This window comes from Pseudomonas sp. 300 (assembly GCF_055803035.1).
This window is the reverse complement of the sequence record NZ_JAVLRV010000002.1, coordinates 2600203-2618486: the sequence shown is the minus strand read 5'-3', so window position 1 is coordinate 2618486 and position 18284 is coordinate 2600203. Positions and strand designations below refer to the sequence as shown.

Here is an 18284-nt window from a genome sequence, read left to right as displayed (position 1 = left end):
ACACTCTTTGTGTTGATGATCGCGTTAGCTTTCAACAAAAATTAAATAGCAAAGGTATCCCAACAGCCGTTCACTACCCTATTCCTCTCAATCGACAACCGGCAGTGGCTAATAATTCGGTGGTTTTGCCAGTGGGAGATCGTATTGCAGAACAGGTCGTGAGCCTGCCAATGCACCCTTATTTAACTATTAAACAGCAAATGTGTGTGATTGAGTCCCTGATGGAAAACACTTAGTGATCACTAAATATTTACCCAAGGGGGGCTTTTCCCGCAATGTTGTCACGTTGATGACGGGGACTACGTTGGCCCAAGCTTTACCTGTCGCTATTAGTCCTATATTAACCCGTTTGTATACCCCTAATGAGTTTGGGGTTTTTGCTATCTATCTGGCTTGTGTATCCATATTGGCCATACTTGCGACAGGGCGGTATGAACTGGCTATTATGGTGCCCAAAAAAGACAAAGATGCAGCCGCGCTGGTCGTAATTGCCTTTTTGATTGGACTGCTCATCAGTTTTTGCATTTTTTGTGTCGTGTATGTTTTTAATGATTATATTGCCGCACTTTTTAACTTTGGAGATCACTCAGGTTTGTTGTATTGGGTGCCGGTCAGCGTGATGTTGACTGCAGGCTATCAGAGTCTGAACTATTGGTGTAATCGCAATGGTTACTATAAGCATATGTCCTCCGCTAGAGTCGCGCAGGGCGTCTCTATGTCGGGCATACATGTTGCTGCGGGCTTTGCAAAACAAGGATTGATTGGCTTGATTGCTGGCGCCGTGGCAGGTCACATGGCAGTGTTTTTTTTGATGCTGTTCACTACCATAAAAAAAGATCGGGGCCATTTTGATAATCTGAGTAGGGCTTATCTTTACTCGGTTGCTCGCAGGTATGTTGATTTTCCAAAATACCTAGTGCTTGCGCACAGTCTCAACGTTGCTTCGTTTCAATTGCCGGTGATGCTTCTGGGTTCATTTTTTGGCAGTGGAGTGGCTGGTTTTTTTATGCTGACTCAACGCGTCATCGGTGCGCCTATGAGTATCGTTGCGGGGGCCATTGGTGATGTTTTTCGACAGGAAGCAAGTAAGGCATATGCGGAAACTGGTAAATGCGATGAGATCTATGTTCGGGCCTTTCGGCGTTTGTTTTTTATAGCCGTAGTTCCGTTTGTTGTTTTTTTTGTGTTGGCACCGGATTTTTTTTCATTGGTTTTTGGTGCTGAGTGGAAAGTGTCAGGGAGCTATGCTCGGATTTTGATGCCAATGTTTTTTATGCAGTTCATTACAAGTCCGTTAAGCTCCATGTATATGATCGCACAAAAGCAAAGAATCGATCTCGCATGGCAGTTTTCATTATTTTCTTTGACGCTTGTTTCTTTCTTTTTTGCTTTTGCTTTCAGTAATTCTTGGCTGGGGTTGGTTCTATTTAGTGCGAGCTACACAGTGATGTATGCACTTAATGGTTTTATTTCATACAGACTATCCTTTGGTGTCAGGGGGAAGTATGTTTAGGATGATGTTGGATTCAGTAGCAAGGGTCTTTTTTCGAGTCCGGCTACTTCTCAGGGAGATTGTTATATCCTTGAGAATGGATCGTGTTTCTGCACAGTCGGATGGCGGCATAGTATATCGTGGGTGCAAAGTTTTTGAATTGTTCGGCTTACGTGATTTGTATCTACAACTGAATCCCGAGGGGTCGTTCTCCATTGTTAGAGTTGCTTGTTATTTTTTTGGTGGTTCAAAGTTTATTGTTGTTGCTCAAGATCCATTGACGGGGCAACTTGTCGGTATGGATATGTACTACTTTAATCGCCGAGATCTAATTGAGAACACAGTTCATGAGGGTTTTGTTGGAGTGCGCTGTGTTTATGAAGGGCGAGGTATTGCAACGCGTATGCGCCTGCTGGCAAAACAGTATTTTAAGGGTAACGGATTTTCTGGCATCTCCACTCGTATTTCTTCGGACAATACAGCTTCTCTCGTCTCGGCAAAAAAAATAGGTTTTGAAGTTGTGAACGTTCTACCGGAAGATTCTGTTGCGAGTGGATGTTATTACATGGTCTGTGATTTGGAGTCGGACTGGTGAAGGATGCACGTGAAAAGTATCGTCAACTTTGTTTGGTTGAGAGCTCTATTCCACTGTTCAGCCAAGCATGGTGGCTAGATGCGGTTGCCGGTGAAAGCTGGGATGTTGTGCTATGTGAAAAGGACGGCAGAATTTCTGCAAGCATGCCTTTTATTGTTAAGAAAAAATTGTTTCTTACGATGATCACTATGCCGGCCTTAACTCAGCATTTAGGACCCTGGTTCCGGACTGAGAGCGATAATCCCTCTAAAAAATTGGGAAATGAAAAGGATTTGATGGCGGCGTTGATTGCTCAGTTACCTCGTCACGATTATTTTTCTGCTAATTGGCAATACTCGAAAAAAAACTGGTTGCCATTTTATTGGGCAGGTTTTAAACAAACGACTCGTTATACCTATGTGCTCGATAACTTGCTTGATCAAGAACTCCTTTGGAATAATCTCCAGCAGAATATTCGCGGTGACATTCGTAAGGCAGAAGGACGTTTTTCATTAAAGGTTAGAGATGATTTATCTCTGGATGCCTTCCTTTCTCTGAATAATCTTGTGTTCAAGCGCCAAGGTATGTCGGTGCCTTACACTGCTGAACTCGTTAAACGTATCGATAAGGCTTGCGCTTCCCGCAATTCGCGCAGAATCCTAATTGCCGAGGATTCGCAAGGTCGGCATCATGCCGGTGTTTATATTGTTTGGGATGAGCACAGTGCCTACTATCTCTTGGGAGGCGGTGACCCCGACTTACGCTCTAGCGGAGCGACAAGTCTGTGTATGTGGGAGGCTATTAAGCTCTCTGGGGGGATTTCCCGTCGCTTTGACTTTGAAGGATCGATGCTGGAGCCGGTAGAGCGTTTTATTCGGGGGTTCGGTGCGATACAGAAGCCCTATTTCTCGATAACTAAAACAAAGTCGAAGCTCCTGAAACTACATTTCTTTCTTCAGGATCTGAGGGGTAAACAGTGATGGGTCAGTCAGGCTGGCCGAATATTGCGTCGCTCAATTGGGTTCAAGGAATACTGTGTGAGCGTTTCGGCTTGGAAGTTCAGCTATCATTGGTCGCTGAACGCGTAGCTAGACTGAGCCTTCGGGGTCTCGAAGGATTCATTGAGTTCAAATTGGACCCGCTGACTTTCAATCGTACGGACTCGGATTTACCCTGCGGTAGTTGGTTGCCGGCAAGTGAGGGATGGGCTCAAGTATATCTGAGCGAATTGCCAGCGCCTGGTGTCGAAGTAATACCTACTCCGCTATTGGTGCAAACAACTCAGGGTTATCAGATTCATTATGATGTATTGGGTTTAACGTATTGGATGCTCGCGCGTTGCGAAGAAGTCGGATGTCGCGACGTTGACGAACATGGTCGATTTCCTGCTCAGCTATCGAACGCATTCAAGTGTGGATACCTAGATCGCCCGGTGGTGGACGAATGGTTGGCGCTTGTAGGACAGGTTATTGAGCGTCAATGGCCAGGTCTCCCCGTTAAGGCGCATAAGTTTTCAATCAAAGTTTCTCATGATGTAGATGAACCCAGCCGCTATGCGTTTCGATCGGTCAAGGGGTTAATTCGGGCCGTAGGAGGTGATCTCTTCAAACGTGCCGATATTGCAGGAGCCATTCGCGCACCGATCATCAAGTTGACGAGTGGGCAACGTTTGAGTCGTTTAGACCCTTGTAATACATTTAGTTGGCTCATGGATGAATCAGAACGGCGCGGGCTCGTGAGCGCTTTTTATTTCATCTGTGGTCGCACGGACCCTGCCAAAGATGCTGATTACGAACTCGAGCATCCTGCTATACGTCATCTGCTCCGTACGATCCATACCCGCGGTCATGAGATAGGTTTGCACCCCAGCTACAATACCTATCTTTGTGATGATGCCTTGAAGAACGAAGCTGATCGTTTGCGCAAGATTTGTTCGGAAGAAGGTATTTCTCAACCCAGCTGGGGAGGGCGGATGCATTACTTGCGTTGGAGTCAACCGGCCACACTGGTTGCTTGGGAGAAGGCGGGTATGGCCTACGATAGTACACTTGGTTACGCGGAGCACCCTGGATTTCGCTGTGGTACCTGCCATGAATACCAAGGGTTCGATCCGGTGCAGCAGCGTGTGTTAAAAGTAAGGATCAGGCCTTTAATTGTTATGGATGTAACCGTCATCAGTTCTGCCTATCTGGGGCTTGGTGCCGGAAAGGAGGCAAAAGAACTCGTTGAGCGATTCAAGATGGCTTGTGCTTCAGTGGGAGGGGTGTTTACATTTCTTTGGCATAATTCTAATTTTATGACACTGGATGAGCGTGCTTTGTATTTGGATATTTTGGATAGTTGAGATTGAAGAATTTACATTGCGTAAAGGGGTTTTGTTACTACGAGGGGGCATAAGTTATGGTTGATATCAAATTTGGGTATGGTTCTGTGTATATGCCCTGCTTAGGCTGATGGGGTTTCGCAGCAGTGTCGTGGTGGCTTTTTTACCTTGCGTGGTTGGATTAAGAGATCAACACAATGTTTGAATATATTTTTTCAAGGATTCTGAAAAAATCCAGGGGTAAGGCATTGCTCGACTCCTTCGTGCCTTCGACCTCCAAGGTGGAATCGGGTAGTACATTGGTGGGCACTACCTTTGGTGATTATTCATTCTGTGGTTATGACTGCACATTCATAAAATGTGACGTTGGCCGGTTTTGCTCGATTGCCAGCAAGGTGGTGGTTGGTGGGGCCCGTCATCCGATGGAGTATGTTTCAACCAGTCCGGTTTTTTTATCTCATAAAGAGAGTATTCGCACGAAATTTTCAAAGCATGAGTATCACTGGGAACCTCGCACGGTGATAGGACATGATGTATGGATTGGTGAAGGCGCCTATGTGAAAGGCGGCGTTACAATAGGAGTCGGTGCAGTTATCGGTATGGGGAGCGTGGTCACCAAGGACGTTCCTCCCTATGCGATTTATGCTGGGAACCCTGCGCGCTTGATTCGTTACAGATTTTCGGATCAGATTGTGGCCGGGCTCCTGAAGAGTCAGTGGTGGCAATATTCCGAGAGTGAGTTGGGTGCTGTGGCTCCCGACTTTAACGACCCCGAAACATTTTTGAAGGGGCGTGGGCTGCTATGAAGATAGTTCACTTATGCCTCTCTTGTTTTTACATCGATAACTATCGTTACCAGGAAAATGAGCTGGTGCGCGAGCATGTTGCGGCAGGGCATGAGGTTCTCGTTGTTGCATCCACCGAGACCTATGTTGATAACCTGTCCTTGGGTTACATCTCCCCGGGTCGATACCCAGGCAGTGATGGCGCTGAAGTTATCAGGCTTCCCTATTCCGGCCCATTTCCATTTTTCCTGAAGAAAAAATTGAGGATGCATCCCGGCGTCGACGAGATACTGAGCGGGTTTGAGCCCAACGTCATCGTGTTTCATGGGCTCTGTGGCTGGGAGCTTCTGTCGGCCGCGCGCTATAAGCGTTCGCACCCGCAGGTTCGCCTGTATGTGGACAGTCATGAGGATGCAAACAATAGCGCGACAGGATTTTTGTCCCGTCTCCTGCACCGCTATTACTATCGTCCAATAATTCGTCGCTCGCTGCCGTGGATGGACAAGGTTCTTTGCATCTCCTTGGAAACCATGGATTTTTGTAAGAACCTTTATGGAGTAACCCCAGAAATGCTGGAGTTTTTTCCTCTGGGGGGGTATATCGCTGACGAAGAGGCCTATCAGCAATATCGATCAGAGCGCAGGCAGGAGTATGGTCTTGATGAAGCTCATACAGTTTTTTTGCAGTCGGGTAAATTTGACGCGAAGAAAAAGCTAACGGATAGCCTCAGGGCATTTTCGGCTATCAAGTCCGAGCATTTCGTATTCTTGATCGTGGGGCGAGTGCATGAATCAATAGAGGCCGAAGTCAAGGAATTGGCGTCGCTCGACCCTCGCGTCCGCTTCCTGGGCTGGAGGTCTGCTGATGAGCTGTATCAGTTGCTGTGCGCCGCCGATGTTTATGTTCAGCCTGGCAGTCAGTCCGCAACCATGCAAATGAGCTTGTGCGCTCGTTGCCCGGTGGTAGTGGCTGATGTTCCAAGCCATCAGCCCTTCGTCCAGGGTAACGGTTGGAAAGTGGCCTCTTATCAGGATCAGGTTTCGGTGTTCGAGCAAATAGAACGCAATCCCGCTTTGCTACAAGGAATGTCGATTCGCTCTTGGGAGATCGCATCCGAGCTTTTAGACTATCGACGCATGGCGAAACGCCTGCTGATTTAATACGGAATTTTTATGGCGAATTATCAGATTTGTACTCGGTGCATTATGGACACAAGCGATCCGCGGATCGTTTTTGACGCTCACGGCGTTTGCGAGTACTGCAACAATTTCAAGACTGCCATCGAGCCAAACTGGCATACCGATCAGCGTGGTGAGGCCGAATTGATGGCGTTGGCCGATAAGATCAAGGCTCATGGTCGCGGAAAGGATTTCGATTGCATCATTGGTTTGAGTGGCGGGCTGGACAGCTCCTATGCGGCCTACATCGCAAAGGTAAAGATGGGGTTACGCCCGTTGCTGTTTCACGTTGATGCCGGCTGGAACACCGATCAGGCAGTAGGGAATATCGAGAAGCTGGTCGATGGGTTAGGGCTCGATCTTTACACCGATGTCATCAACTGGGAGGAAATGAAAGACCTCCAGGTTGCTTTTTTCCTTTCGCAAATTGCTGACCAGGACCTGCCGCAAGATGGGGCTTTTTTCTCGGGTCTTTACAAGTTCGCTCGTGAGAACCGCATCAAGTACGTCTTGACCGGCGCAAATTTTTCAACTGAGTGCTGTCGTGAGCCGGAGGAATGGGGCGGTTACCCTGGAATCGATAAAACTCTTTTCAACGACATTCACCGCCGGTTTGGCAAGCGTAAGCTCAACAGCTTCCCGCTGACTGACATTTTGATTTACAAGATTTTGTATCAGCGAATTCTGGGGATGGAGGTGGTCAAACCCCTCAACCTTGTGCCTTACATCAAAAAAGATGCCGAGGCCACTCTGGAGCGCCTGTACGGCTGGAAAAAATTCCAACACAAGCACCACGAGTCACGCTTTACCCGTTTTTACGAGGACTATTGGATGCCTCGTAAATTCGGTTATGAAAAGCGACGTGCCCACTTTTCGAGCCTGATCATGACTGGGCAACTGAGTCGTGAGGACGCCTTGGAGAGAATATCCAGGCCTGAACTGGATGAACAATTCCTCAAGGGCGAGTTTGAATACGTGGCAAACAAGCTCGACCTTTCCGTGGAAGAGTTCCAGGAGATATTCGAGGGTAAGAACAAGACCTACCACGACTATCGCAATAAGCGCTTCCTCATTGGTGTCGGTTCGCGTGTAATGAGCGCCTTGGGGCTGGAGAGAAGGCTGTTCAGATGATCACTATCATCGATTACGGGTTGGGTAATATTCAGGCGTTTGTCAATGTTTACAAGCGGCTGAATATCCCTGTGACGATTGCAAAGCGCCCCGAAGACCTTGAGGGCGCTACACGCCTGATCCTTCCTGGGGTGGGGGCTTTCGATCATGCAATGGAGCGTCTGGACGCTTCGGGTATGCGCCCGACCCTGGAACTTCTGGTGCGAGAGAAAGGTATCCCTGTTCTTGGGATTTGCGTCGGTATGCAAATTTTGGCGTCTGCCAGTGATGAAGGTCGACTTCCAGGGCTCGGCTGGGTCAAGGGGCGAGTGAAGGCATTCGCAGACGTTCCTGAGCTGGAGGGAATACCGTTGCCGCACATGGGGTGGAACGACGTACAGCCTCGGCCAGGTGTACCGCTTTTCAAAGGCCTTGAAGAAGACGCCAGATTCTATTTCCTGCACTCTTTCTTTTTCGATTGTGAAGACGGCTCCGGCGGCATCGCTTCCGCATCCTATGGACAAGATTTTGTCTGCGCTGTCGCTGAAGGTAATGTTTTCGGCGTGCAGTTCCATCCTGAAAAGAGTCACCATTTTGGCGCGGCTCTTCTGAAAAACTTCGCGGAATTTTAAGATGCTCAGGCCCAGAATCATTCCATGTTTGTTGATTCAGGATGGCGGTCTGGTGAAAACCGTTCGCTTTAAAGACCCCAAGTACGTTGGGGATCCTATCAACGCAGTGAAAATCTTTAACGAGAAAGAGGCGGACGAGCTAATCGTATTAGACATCGACGCTTCTGTGAAAGGTGTTGAACCCAATTACAAGCAAATCGCCAATTTAGCGGCCGAATGCCGGATGCCTTTGTGTTATGGCGGGGGTATTCGAACCGCTGAGCAGGCGAAAAAAATCATCAGTCTCGGTGTCGAAAAGGTCGCAATCAGCTCTGCTGCGCTGAATGATCCCATGTTGATTACCCGGATTGCCGAAGAAATCGGTCGGCAAAGTGTCGTTGTGGTCCTGGACCATAAACATCGCATGCTGAGCAAAAGTCAGGATGTCTGGATTCACAATGGCACACGCAATACCAAGCGCAGCGTTTTGGACGTTGCGTTGGAGATGCAGGCACTGGGCGCCGGCGAGATTGTTATCAACTCCATTGAGAACGACGGTCGGATGCAGGGTTATGACGTCACTTTGGCTGCAAAGCTAAGAGAAACCGTCAATTTACCGATTACCGTGCTTGGCGGAGGTGGATCTCTGGAACACATGCACGACGTCGTCGCCAAATGTGGCGTAGTGGGTGTAGCCGCTGGCAGCTTTTTCGTTTTCAAAGGCCCTTACAGAGCCGTACTCATCAGTTACCCGAACGATCAGCAGAAGGCTGATGTCGTCTACTCGGCCTTGCAATCGAGCTGATACTCGTTTGCGTCGGATTCAGGATTCATTATGTTCAGTGGAAAGAAACTTCTCATCTCTGGCGGCACAGGTTCGTTTGGAAACGCGGTACTAAAGCGCTTTCTCGATACGGATATTGCGGAAATCCGTATATTCAGTCGCGACGAGAAAAAGCAAGATGACATGCGTAAACGGTACGCCAATAGCAAGCTGAAGTTTTACATCGGCGATGTTCGCGATTATCAAAGCATCTTGAACGCAACTCGTGGCGTGGACTATATCTTCCACGCCGCCGCATTGAAGCAGGTGCCATCCTGCGAATTCCATCCGATGGAAGCAGTCAAGACAAACGTGATCGGCACCGACAATGTTCTGGAAGCCGCCATTCAGAATGGTGTCAGACGTGTCGTTTGCCTGAGCACTGACAAAGCGGTTTATCCCATCAATGCAATGGGGATTTCAAAAGCCATGATGGAGAAGGTCATGGTCGCGAAGTCTCGTAATGTCGATGAGACGAAAACCGTGATCTGCGGAACCCGTTATGGAAACGTGATGGCATCCCGTGGTTCCGTCATTCCTTTGTTTGTTGAACAGATTCGCGCAGGCATCGCGCTGTCGATCACCGATCCCAACATGACGCGTTTCATGATGACGCTGGCCGATGCTGTTGATCTCGTCCTCTATGCCTTTGAGCACGGCAACAACGGTGACCTCTTTGTGCAGAAAGCCCCTGCTGCCACGGTCGAGACGCTTGCACAGGCGTTGACGCAATTGGTTGGTCAACCTGAACATCCAATCCAGGTTATCGGTACTCGACATGGTGAGAAACTGTACGAGGCATTACTGAGCCGCGAGGAAATGGCCTGCGCCGAGGATATGGGCGAGTATTTCCGCATTCCACCTGATCTTCGCGACTTGAACTACAGTAAATTCGTAGAGCAGGGCGAGGAAAAAATCTCTCGTACAGAAGATTACAACTCCCATAACACCGAGCGTCTTGACGTCGCGGGTATGAAGAATTTGTTGCTGAAGCTCGATTTTATCCGGGCTATCCAGCGTGGTGAACATGCTACGCCGGAGGAGTGAAATGAAGGTTCTGATTACTGGTGTAAATGGCTTCATCGGCAAGAATCTTGAGGCTCATTTGCGTGAGCGAAGTGACCTCGAGATTTTACGTTTCGGTCGGGACGATGACAGTTCCTTGCTTGGGACTCTGGTTGCGCAAGCCGACTTCATTTTTCATTTGGCCGGGGTAAATCGTCCTCAGGATCCAGCAGAATTCAAGAGTGGTAACAGCGATTTAACGCAGATGCTCTGCGATGCTGTAGCGGTCAGTGGGCGCAAACCGAGGATTGTGTACACCTCCTCCACTCAGGCTGGTTGCGACAATCCGTATGGTGCAAGCAAGCTAGCGGCAGAGCACGCCCTCACCGAACTCGCCGAAAAGCATTCCATAGACCTGCATGTGTTTCGCCTCCCCAACGTTTTTGGGAAATGGGCAAAGCCAAACTACAACTCAGCAGTGGCGACTTTTTGCCATAATATTGCTCGTGGTTTGCCTATCACCATTCATGACAACAACGCGGCAATCACGTTGGTCTATGTGGATGATGTTATTCGCCATTTTGTCGACATACTGGATGGCCGGGCAACTCCTGGCGGCGACGCGCAGGTAGATCCGGTATATTCCACTACCGTCGGTGGCGTGGCTGCGCTGATTAATGCATTTCGTGACAGTCGCTCAACATTGATCAGTGAAGCTGTGGGGACGGGACTGACGCGGGCGTTGTACTCAACCTACCTCAGTTACTTGCCGCCTGAATCGTTTACCTACGAAGTTCCCAAGTATGGTGATCCTCGTGGTGTGTTCGTGGAAATGCTGAAGACGCCAAATGCTGGTCAGTTTTCTTACTTTACCGCGCACCCGGGTATTACTCGCGGTGGTCACTATCATCATACCAAGACTGAAAAATTCCTTGTCATTAAGGGACAGGCGCTTTTTCGCTTTCGCCATATCATGTCAGGCGAATTTTATGAGTTGAAAACCACAGGCGAGCAACCGGTTGTTGTTGAAACCGTCCCTGGCTGGACGCACGACATCACCAATGTCGGCGACGATGAACTCATCGTCATGCTGTGGGCCAACGAGATTTTTGATCGCGAGCACCCGGATACGTTCGCGTTGCCAATAAGCCTTTGAGGCCCACCGATCAAAGTAAAGGATTGTCATGAAAAAACTTAAAGTGGTTACCGTTGTTGGCACGCGTCCGGAAATTATCCGCCTGTCGCGGGTTATTTCCGCGCTGGACGAGCACTGTGAACACATTCTTGTGCACACAGGCCAGAATTACGATTACGAACTGAATGAGATATTTTTTCAGGATCTCGGTATCCGTAAGCCGGATTACTTCCTGAATGCGGCGGGTGCCACCGGCGCGGAAACGATTGGTAATGTCATCATTTCGGTAGATCGGGTACTCGGTGAAATCGCGCCTGAAGCACTTCTTGTCCTCGGCGACACCAATAGTTGCATGGCAGTCATTCCCGCCAAGCGCCGCAAGATTCCTACATTTCACATGGAAGCAGGCAACCGGTGTTTCGACATGCGTGTGCCTGAAGAAATCAATCGCCGTATCGTCGATCACACCGCAGACATCAATCTTACCTACAGCTCTATCGCCCGGGATTACCTACTCCGCGAAGGGCTTTCGCCAGACATGGTAATCAAGACCGGTAGCCCGATGTTTGAAGTACTTACCCATTATCGTGAGGGTATCGATGCTTCGGACGTACTGGAACGTCTTGGTTTGCAAGCAGGGCAGTTCTTTGTTGTCAGTGCACATCGGGAAGAAAATATTGACTCCGACCAGAATTTTCTTAAGTTGGTCGATGTATTGAATACTGTTGCGCAAGATTATGATGTCCCCGTCATAGTTTCTACCCATCCACGCACACAAAAGCGGGTGGATGCGTTGGGCGTTGTTTTCCATCCCAACGTACGCCTGCTCAAGCCACTGGGCTTCATGGACTATAACAAGTTGCAACTGTCATCGAAGGCTGCACTGTCCGACAGCGGTACCATCAATGAGGAATCGTCAATCCTCAACTTTCCGGCCTTGAACTTGCGAGAGGCGCACGAGCGACCTGAAGGTATGGAAGAAGCGGCGGTGATGATGGTCGGTCTGGAAGTTGAGCGTGTCCTTCAGGCGCTTCAGGTGATTGAAAGCCAAGGGCGCAACGAAGTGCGTAGTCTTCGTCTTGTCGCGGACTATAGTATGCCCAACGTGTCAGAAAAAATTGTACGGATCATTCATAGCTATCGTGATTATGTCATGCGTACAGTCTGGAGAAGGTATTAATCAGGATGGCTACTCGTGTTTTGTTAATGATGCAGTGGTTTGACCCTGAGCCCACCTTCAAAGGGCTTGTATTTGCACGGGAGTTGGTTGCTCAGGGGTTTGAGGTCGAAGTTGTTACCGGCTTTCCCAATTATCCCGGTGGAAAGTTGTATTCAGGTTACAGAATAAAAACCCTGCAGCGTGAAAGTATTGATGGCGTTCAGATAACGCGTGTACCGCTTTATCCAAGTCATGGGCAAAGTGGCATTGGGCGGGTGCTTAATTATATTAGTTTTGCCGCGAGCCTCTTGTTCTACGGTCTTTTTCGCGCGAAGAAGCCAGACGTCATATATGCCTATCATCCTCCACTGACGGTCGGTATCGCCGCTGCATTGGTTCGCTTTTTCCGAAGAGTGCCGGTTGTCTATGACATTCAGGACATGTGGCCTGATACCCTCAAGGCGACAGGAATGTTTTCCAACGAAAAACTCCTTAAAGTCGTCTCTCGCGTCTGTGATTGGGTGTATAGCCACGTAGACCAAATAGTGGTGCTTTCTCCCGGCTTCAAGCGTCTGCTGATAGAGCGGGGCGTGCCCGCGCAAAAGATTGATGTGATTTACAATTGGTGTGCCGAGGACGTCGTGCGCACCACATCAGAAAAGTCTCCGCTAAACTTTCCAGTGACCCAAAAGTTCAAAATATTATTTGCAGGGAATATGGGAAAAGCCCAGTCACTTGACACGGTCATTGCGGCAGCAGAACTGCTACAGGAAAGTGCCAGCGAGGTGGCGTTCATTTTTCTTGGGGGAGGCGTTGAAGTCTCCCGGCTGGAAGCGCTTGCGAAAACCAGAAAACTCGACAACATCTTTTTTCTTCCAAGTGTCTCAATGCTTGAAGTCGGAGCTTATCTATCTAGCGCCGATGCATTGCTTGTGCATTTGAAGAAAGATCCATTGTTTACCATTACCATCCCTTCTAAAACCCAGGCCTACATGGCGGCGGGGAAACCGATCTTGATGGCCGTCGATGGTGATGCCGCCGATTTGGTGCGTGATGCCGGTTGTGGCGTTGTCAGTGAGTCAGACAATCCCCGGGCGTTGGTCGATGCTGTCCTGTCGCTGTTGGGTATGTCGGCCGAAGCGCGCAATCAGCTGTCCGTGAATGGGCAGGCATATTATCAAAAAGAGCTGTCACTACGTGTCGGAGTCGAGCGTTTTGGTGAGCATTTCGCGCGTTTATCGAAATGATCCACCGAGTGCTTTCCTTCTCACGAAAATCAGCTTTTACAAGGAACTGCGATGTCTAAACGCCTGTTTGATATTGTGGCTGCCGTCATCGGATTGATTGTATTGTCTCCGGTGATAGCGATAGTCGCCTACTTGATTCGCAAGCGCTTAGGATCGCCGGTTCTGTTTCGGCAGGTCAGGCCGGGTCTCAATGGAAAACCATTTGAGATGGTCAAGTTTCGCACCATGCGAGACGCGATGGATGCCGACGGTAACCCGTTACCCGATTCTGAGCGTATGACAGACTTTGGACGGTTTCTCCGTTCCAGCAGCCTGGATGAACTGCCCGAGTTGTGGAACGTAATCAAGGGTGATATGAGTTTGGTAGGCCCTCGTCCTTTATTGATGGAGTATCTGCCACTCTACGACAAGGCACAGTTGCGCAGACATGAGGTGCGCCCAGGGGTAACCGGTTGGGCACAAATAAATGGCCGCAATGCGTTATCCTGGGAAGAGAAGTTCAAACTTGATGTCTGGTACGTGGACAATCAGTCACTTTGGCTGGATCTGAAAATCATCCTGCGCACAATCAAGAAAGTATTGATCAAGGACGGGATTAGCGCCGAAGGTGAAGTGACGATGTCGAAATTCTCCGGGTCAAAAAAATGAACAGATTGGCAATTCTCGGTGCAAGTGGTCATGGCAAGGTTGTCGCCGACACTGCTGAATGTTGTGGATGGGAAGTCATCGAATTTTTTGACGATGCGTGGCCGGCGCTGACGTTCATTGGTAACTGGCCTGTAGTCGGGACCACTGATGATTTGCTTGATCGTTTGGATGACTTCGATGGGGTGCTGGTTGCCATCGGCAATAATGCGATTCGCCGAAACAAGCTTCGCCAGCTCAAAATCGCAGGCGTCGAGCTCCCCGCCTTGATCCATCCTTCGGCGGTAGTAAGCCGCTATGCCCGTATCGGACCTGGATCAGTAGTCTTTGCGTCTGCGGTCGTCAATGCATATGCCTCCATCGGTGAAGGGGCGATCCTGAATACCGGGAGTAGTGTCGATCATGACTGTATTTTGGGGGAGTGCGTGCACATCAGTCCAGGCGCCAGGTTGGCAGGTGCAGTCCGCGTAGATGACGAAAGCTGGGTTGGTATTGGCGCCTGCGTCAGGCAAGTGGTCTGCATAGGTGCTCATGTCACGGTCGGTGCTGGCGCCGTAGTTGTCAGCGATATCTCTGATAACATGATCGTAGTCGGCGTGCCCGCTCGAGCATTGGTCTGATCTTGAGCATATAGCCATTGGCCACGCCTGTCTGATCGGTGATTTCAATTGTTGGCGCTTCTTTTTTATTATGGATGGCAGGTAAAACCGTGTTGAATACCCCATTTTCGCCTTGGCCTTCGTTCACTGCAGAAGAGGCTGATGCCGTTCGTGATGTAGTACTTTCCAACAAGGTCAATTATTGGACCGGCCAGGAATGTCGTGAATTCGAGAAGGAATTCTCCAGCTGGGCGGGCACCGAATATTCTGTGGCCTTGGCTAATGGCACCGTGGCACTTGATCTTGCGTTACATGCCCTGGGAATTGGCCCAGGTGATGAGGTCATTGTCACGCCTCGTACTTTTCTCGCCTCCGTCTCAAGCGTTGTCAACGCCGGTGCGATACCTGTATTCGCCGAAGTTGACCGCGATACGCAAAACATTACCGCTCAAACAATCCAGGCCGTACTGACCCCGCGTACTCGTGGGGTTATCTGTGTACACCTCGCTGGGTGGCCATGTGATATGGACCCGATCATGGAGCTTGCAGCCATTCATGATCTGAAGGTCATAGAGGATTGTGCACAGGCGCATGGAGCTATGTACAAAGATCGCCCTGTGGGTTCCATTGGTCACGTGGGTGCCTGGTCGTTCTGCCAGGACAAAATCATGACCACCGGGGGGGAGGGCGGTATGGTCACGACGAGCGACCGTGATCTGTGGTTGAAGATGTGGTCGTACAAAGATCATGGTAAAAGTTGGGAAGCCATCTACGAACGTGAACATCAGCCGGGTTTCCGTTGGCTGCACGAAAGCTTCGGTACCAACTGGCGAATGCTGGAAATGCAGGGGGCGATTGGCCGGATTCAGCTTCGCCGGATGAAGGATTGGCATACGAGCCGAATCAATAATGCTGAGCGCATCTGGAACCATGTTCGCGAGCTTAAAGGTTTGCGTGTCCCGACGTTGCCGGAACATTGCACTCACGCGGCCTACAAATGTTATGTGTTCGTCGAACCCCATCTGCTGAAGCCCGACTGGAGTCGGGATCGCATACTTGGGGAGATCATCGCGCTCGGCGTACCTTGTTTTTCCGGTTCGTGCTCTGAGGTGTATCTTGAGAAGGCGTTCGATGATACGGATTGGCGGCCGCAGGTGCGGTTACCAGTCGCGAAGGAGTTGGGGGAAACAAGTCTGATGTTCCTGGTACATCCGACCCTTACGGAAGCAGAAATCAATAAGACCTGCGAAGCAATTTCCAGTGTGATGCGAAAGGCAAGTCAGTTCTAATTTATTTGAAACGTCAGTAGCCTGAATTTTCCCTAGGTGTCCAGGCCAGCATCACTGCTGGTCTGTCGCCAGTTCTTAGCTCATTTATCTCCTTGTGCACCCCATCATCAAAACCACTATTCGGTGAAATCTTGGAAAAACAGACAGTCAGCAGTTGATTTATGGTTTTTTTGAAGTAACGAGTGCGTCAGGAGACGTACACTGGTCGAACAGAATCAACAGGGGAGCGGTACAAGGTGTACGACGGAGTTTTGGATAGGGTACGCACGTTGTTACTGGGGCTATCACGCCGCCAGAAGCGCTTCATACAAGTGTCGGCTGATGTTTTTTTGGTGTGGATCGCACTGTGGCTGTCGTTTTTGGTCCGCCTTGGCATTGACGATATGGTCAATCCGGTCATCGCCCACACTTGGCTGTTTCTGTGTGCTCCGGTTGTTGCGATTCCCTTGTTTGTTCGCTTTGGCATGTACCGTGCTGTCATGCGTTATTTCGGCAGCGATGCGCTAATCGCGATAATTAAAGCGGTAAGCTTATCGTCCCTGATTCTGGGCCTGGTAGTGTATTGGTACAGCAATCATCAAAATATTGTTCCCCGCTCAATCATTTTCAATTACTGGTGGTTAAGCCTGATCATGGTAGGCGGGTTGCGTCTGGCTATGCGTCAATATTTTCTGGGAGACTGGTTCTCCGCTGCGCAACATGTGCCCTTCACTAATCGCGACGACGGATTACCCAAGGTCGCCATCTATGGCGCCGGCGCTGCAGGTAATCAACTGGTCGCGGCACTTCGTATGGGGCGGATGATGCGTCCGGTTGCTTTTATCGATGACGATAAGACCATTCGTGATCGAGTCATTTCCGGGCTTCAGGTTTATTCGTCTAAACAAATCCAGCAGATGATCGATGAATCAGGTGCCCAGGAAATTCTCCTGGCTATCCCCTCCGCCACCCGCGGGCGTCGTCGGGAAATTCTTGGTTTCCTGGAAGGTTTCCCGTTGCACGTCCGAAGTATTCCCGGCTTCATGGATCTGGCCAGCGGGCGGGTGAAAGTTGACGACATTCAGGAAGTGGATATTGCGGACCTGTTGGGACGTGATGCCGTGCCGGCTGAGGATGATTTGCTGGAGCACTGTATCAAGGGGCAGTCTGTCTTGGTTACAGGGGCTGGTGGATCCATTGGTTCAGAGTTATGCCGCCAGATTTTGACATTACAACCCACAACACTTTTGTTGTTCGAACACAGTGAATTTAATCTTTACAGCATTTTGTCGGAACTTGAGCAGCGCGTTGCGCGCGAGTCATTACCAGTTCGTCTGTTACCGATTTTAGGTTCTGTGCGAAATCAAGGCAAGATGCTCGATGTGATGAGGACTTGGCATGTGGATACGGTTTATCACGCCGCGGCCTATAAACATGTACCGATGGTTGAGCACAACATTGCGGAGGGCGTGCTGAATAACGTGATCGGCACGCTTAACACCGCCCAAGCTGCCCTAACGGCGGGCGTGGCTAACTTTGTGTTGATTTCAACTGACAAGGCAGTTCGACCCACGAATGTAATGGGAAGCACCAAGAGGCTTGCCGAGTTAACACTGCAGGCGCTCAGTCGCGAACTGGCGCCGGTACTGTTTGGGGACAATACCAACGTTTCCCGGGTGAATAAAACACGATTTACGATGGTTCGATTTGGAAATGTCCTGGGCTCCTCCGGCTCGGTTATCCCGCTGTTCCATAAGCAAATAAAATCGGGTGGACCGTTGACTGTTACGCACCCCAAGATCACTCGTTACTTCATGACCATTCCTGAAGCTGCCCAGTTGGTAATCCAGGCGGGGTCAATGGGGCAAGGCGGAGACGTTTTTGTACTAGACATGGGCGAACCAGTAAAGATCGTCGAGCTTGCGGAGAAAATGATTCATCTTTCGGGCCTAAGCATCCGTTCCGAAAAGAACCCGCATGGCGATATTTCCATCGAGTTCACAGGGTTGCGGCCCGGTGAAAAGCTCTACGAGGAGCTATTGATCGGCGACAACGTTGCAGCGACCCAGCATCCTATGATCATGAGCGCCAATGAGGATCACCTGCCTTGGGAGGTGCTGAAAGCCAGGTTGGACGATCTATTATTGGCAGTAGACCAAGATGATTACTCGCGTGTACGCCAGCTTTTACGTGAAACTGTAAGTGGTTATACACCCGATGGAGATATTGTTGATTGGATCTACCAGCAACGTCGCTTGGACTCCTGATTGGTTACATTATTTTGTAATCGATAGGTTGTTGCGTGGTAACCGCTGCCTAAACTCCCCATT

18 protein-coding genes are annotated in these 18284 nt (G+C 49.7%); all 18 read left to right on the top strand.

All coding sequences use genetic code 11. The features are described from left to right. A partial coding sequence (locus Q7W83_RS18310) for a DegT/DnrJ/EryC1/StrS family aminotransferase (RefSeq protein WP_473656448.1) occupies window positions 1-236 on the top strand: 236 nt, incomplete at its 5' end. Further along, window positions 236-1513, top strand: coding sequence for a lipopolysaccharide biosynthesis protein (locus Q7W83_RS18305; protein ID WP_473656447.1), 1278 nt, complete (start codon window positions 236-238; stop codon window positions 1511-1513). The genes Q7W83_RS18310 and Q7W83_RS18305, both read left to right, overlap by 1 nt. Before the next feature lie 76 nt (window positions 1514-1589). Continuing rightward, entirely contained in the window at window positions 1590-2087 is a 498-nt protein-coding gene (locus tag Q7W83_RS18300) for a GNAT family N-acetyltransferase (protein ID WP_473657654.1), read from the top strand. Continuing rightward, complete coding sequence (locus Q7W83_RS18295; RefSeq protein ID WP_473656446.1) at window positions 2084-3046, top strand: GNAT family N-acetyltransferase; 963 nt, start codon at window positions 2084-2086, stop codon at window positions 3044-3046. The genes Q7W83_RS18300 and Q7W83_RS18295 overlap by 4 nt, the downstream gene beginning before the upstream one ends. A 152-nt stretch (window positions 3047-3198) precedes the next feature. After that, window positions 3199-4410 (top strand): polysaccharide deacetylase family protein, encoded by a 1212-nt coding sequence (locus Q7W83_RS18290; protein ID WP_473656445.1) that lies wholly within the window; start codon window positions 3199-3201, stop codon window positions 4408-4410. A 176-nt stretch (window positions 4411-4586) separates the two neighbouring features. After that, window positions 4587-5195, top strand: a complete 609-nt coding sequence (locus Q7W83_RS18285; RefSeq protein WP_473656444.1) for a CatB-related O-acetyltransferase — start codon at window positions 4587-4589, stop codon at window positions 5193-5195. Further along, complete coding sequence (locus Q7W83_RS18280) at window positions 5192-6334, top strand: glycosyltransferase family 4 protein (protein WP_473656443.1); 1143 nt, start codon at window positions 5192-5194, stop codon at window positions 6332-6334. The genes Q7W83_RS18285 and Q7W83_RS18280 overlap by 4 nt, the downstream gene beginning before the upstream one ends. Before the next feature lie 12 nt (window positions 6335-6346). Continuing rightward, entirely contained in the window at window positions 6347-7483 is a 1137-nt protein-coding gene (locus Q7W83_RS18275) for an N-acetyl sugar amidotransferase (protein ID WP_473656442.1), read from the top strand. Beyond that, the gene (hisH, locus tag Q7W83_RS18270; protein ID WP_473656441.1) at window positions 7480-8094 is read left to right on the top strand and encodes an imidazole glycerol phosphate synthase subunit HisH; all 615 of its coding nucleotides are present in this window, start codon (window positions 7480-7482) and stop codon (window positions 8092-8094) included. Before Q7W83_RS18275 ends, hisH begins: the two co-directional genes overlap by 4 nt. Before the next feature lies 1 nt (window position 8095). Beyond that, complete coding sequence (locus Q7W83_RS18265; RefSeq protein ID WP_473656440.1) at window positions 8096-8878, top strand: AglZ/HisF2 family acetamidino modification protein; 783 nt, start codon at window positions 8096-8098, stop codon at window positions 8876-8878. A 30-nt stretch (window positions 8879-8908) separates the two neighbouring features. After that, window positions 8909-9943: a polysaccharide biosynthesis protein gene (locus tag Q7W83_RS18260; protein ID WP_473656439.1), complete on the top strand. Its 1035-nt coding sequence runs from the start codon at window positions 8909-8911 to the stop codon at window positions 9941-9943. Between the two features lies 1 nt (window position 9944). Beyond that, entirely contained in the window at window positions 9945-11057 is a 1113-nt protein-coding gene (wbjC, locus tag Q7W83_RS18255; protein WP_473656438.1) for a UDP-2-acetamido-2,6-beta-L-arabino-hexul-4-ose reductase, read from the top strand. Window positions 11058-11085: 28 nt separating this feature from the next. Continuing rightward, window positions 11086-12216, top strand: a complete 1131-nt coding sequence (gene wecB, locus Q7W83_RS18250) for a non-hydrolyzing UDP-N-acetylglucosamine 2-epimerase (protein ID WP_473656437.1) — start codon at window positions 11086-11088, stop codon at window positions 12214-12216. A gap of 5 nt (window positions 12217-12221) precedes the next feature. Further along, window positions 12222-13442 carry a glycosyltransferase family 4 protein gene (locus Q7W83_RS18245; protein WP_473656436.1) on the top strand — a complete coding sequence of 407 codons (1221 nt, stop codon included), beginning with the start codon at window positions 12222-12224 and terminating at the stop codon, window positions 13440-13442. A gap of 51 nt (window positions 13443-13493) precedes the next feature. Continuing rightward, window positions 13494-14090, top strand: a complete 597-nt coding sequence (locus tag Q7W83_RS18240; RefSeq protein ID WP_473656435.1) for a sugar transferase — start codon at window positions 13494-13496, stop codon at window positions 14088-14090. Continuing rightward, complete coding sequence (locus tag Q7W83_RS18235) at window positions 14087-14707, top strand: acetyltransferase (protein ID WP_473656434.1); 621 nt, start codon at window positions 14087-14089, stop codon at window positions 14705-14707. Before Q7W83_RS18240 ends, Q7W83_RS18235 begins: the two co-directional genes overlap by 4 nt. 89 nt (window positions 14708-14796) lie before the next feature. Further along, window positions 14797-15975, top strand: coding sequence for a DegT/DnrJ/EryC1/StrS family aminotransferase (locus tag Q7W83_RS18230; protein WP_473656433.1), 1179 nt, complete (start codon window positions 14797-14799; stop codon window positions 15973-15975). Between the two features lie 236 nt (window positions 15976-16211). Then, a complete protein-coding gene (locus tag Q7W83_RS18225; protein ID WP_473656432.1) occupies window positions 16212-18221 on the top strand; it encodes a polysaccharide biosynthesis protein in 2010 nt (669 codons plus the stop codon). Window positions 18222-18284: the final 63 nt, after the last annotated feature.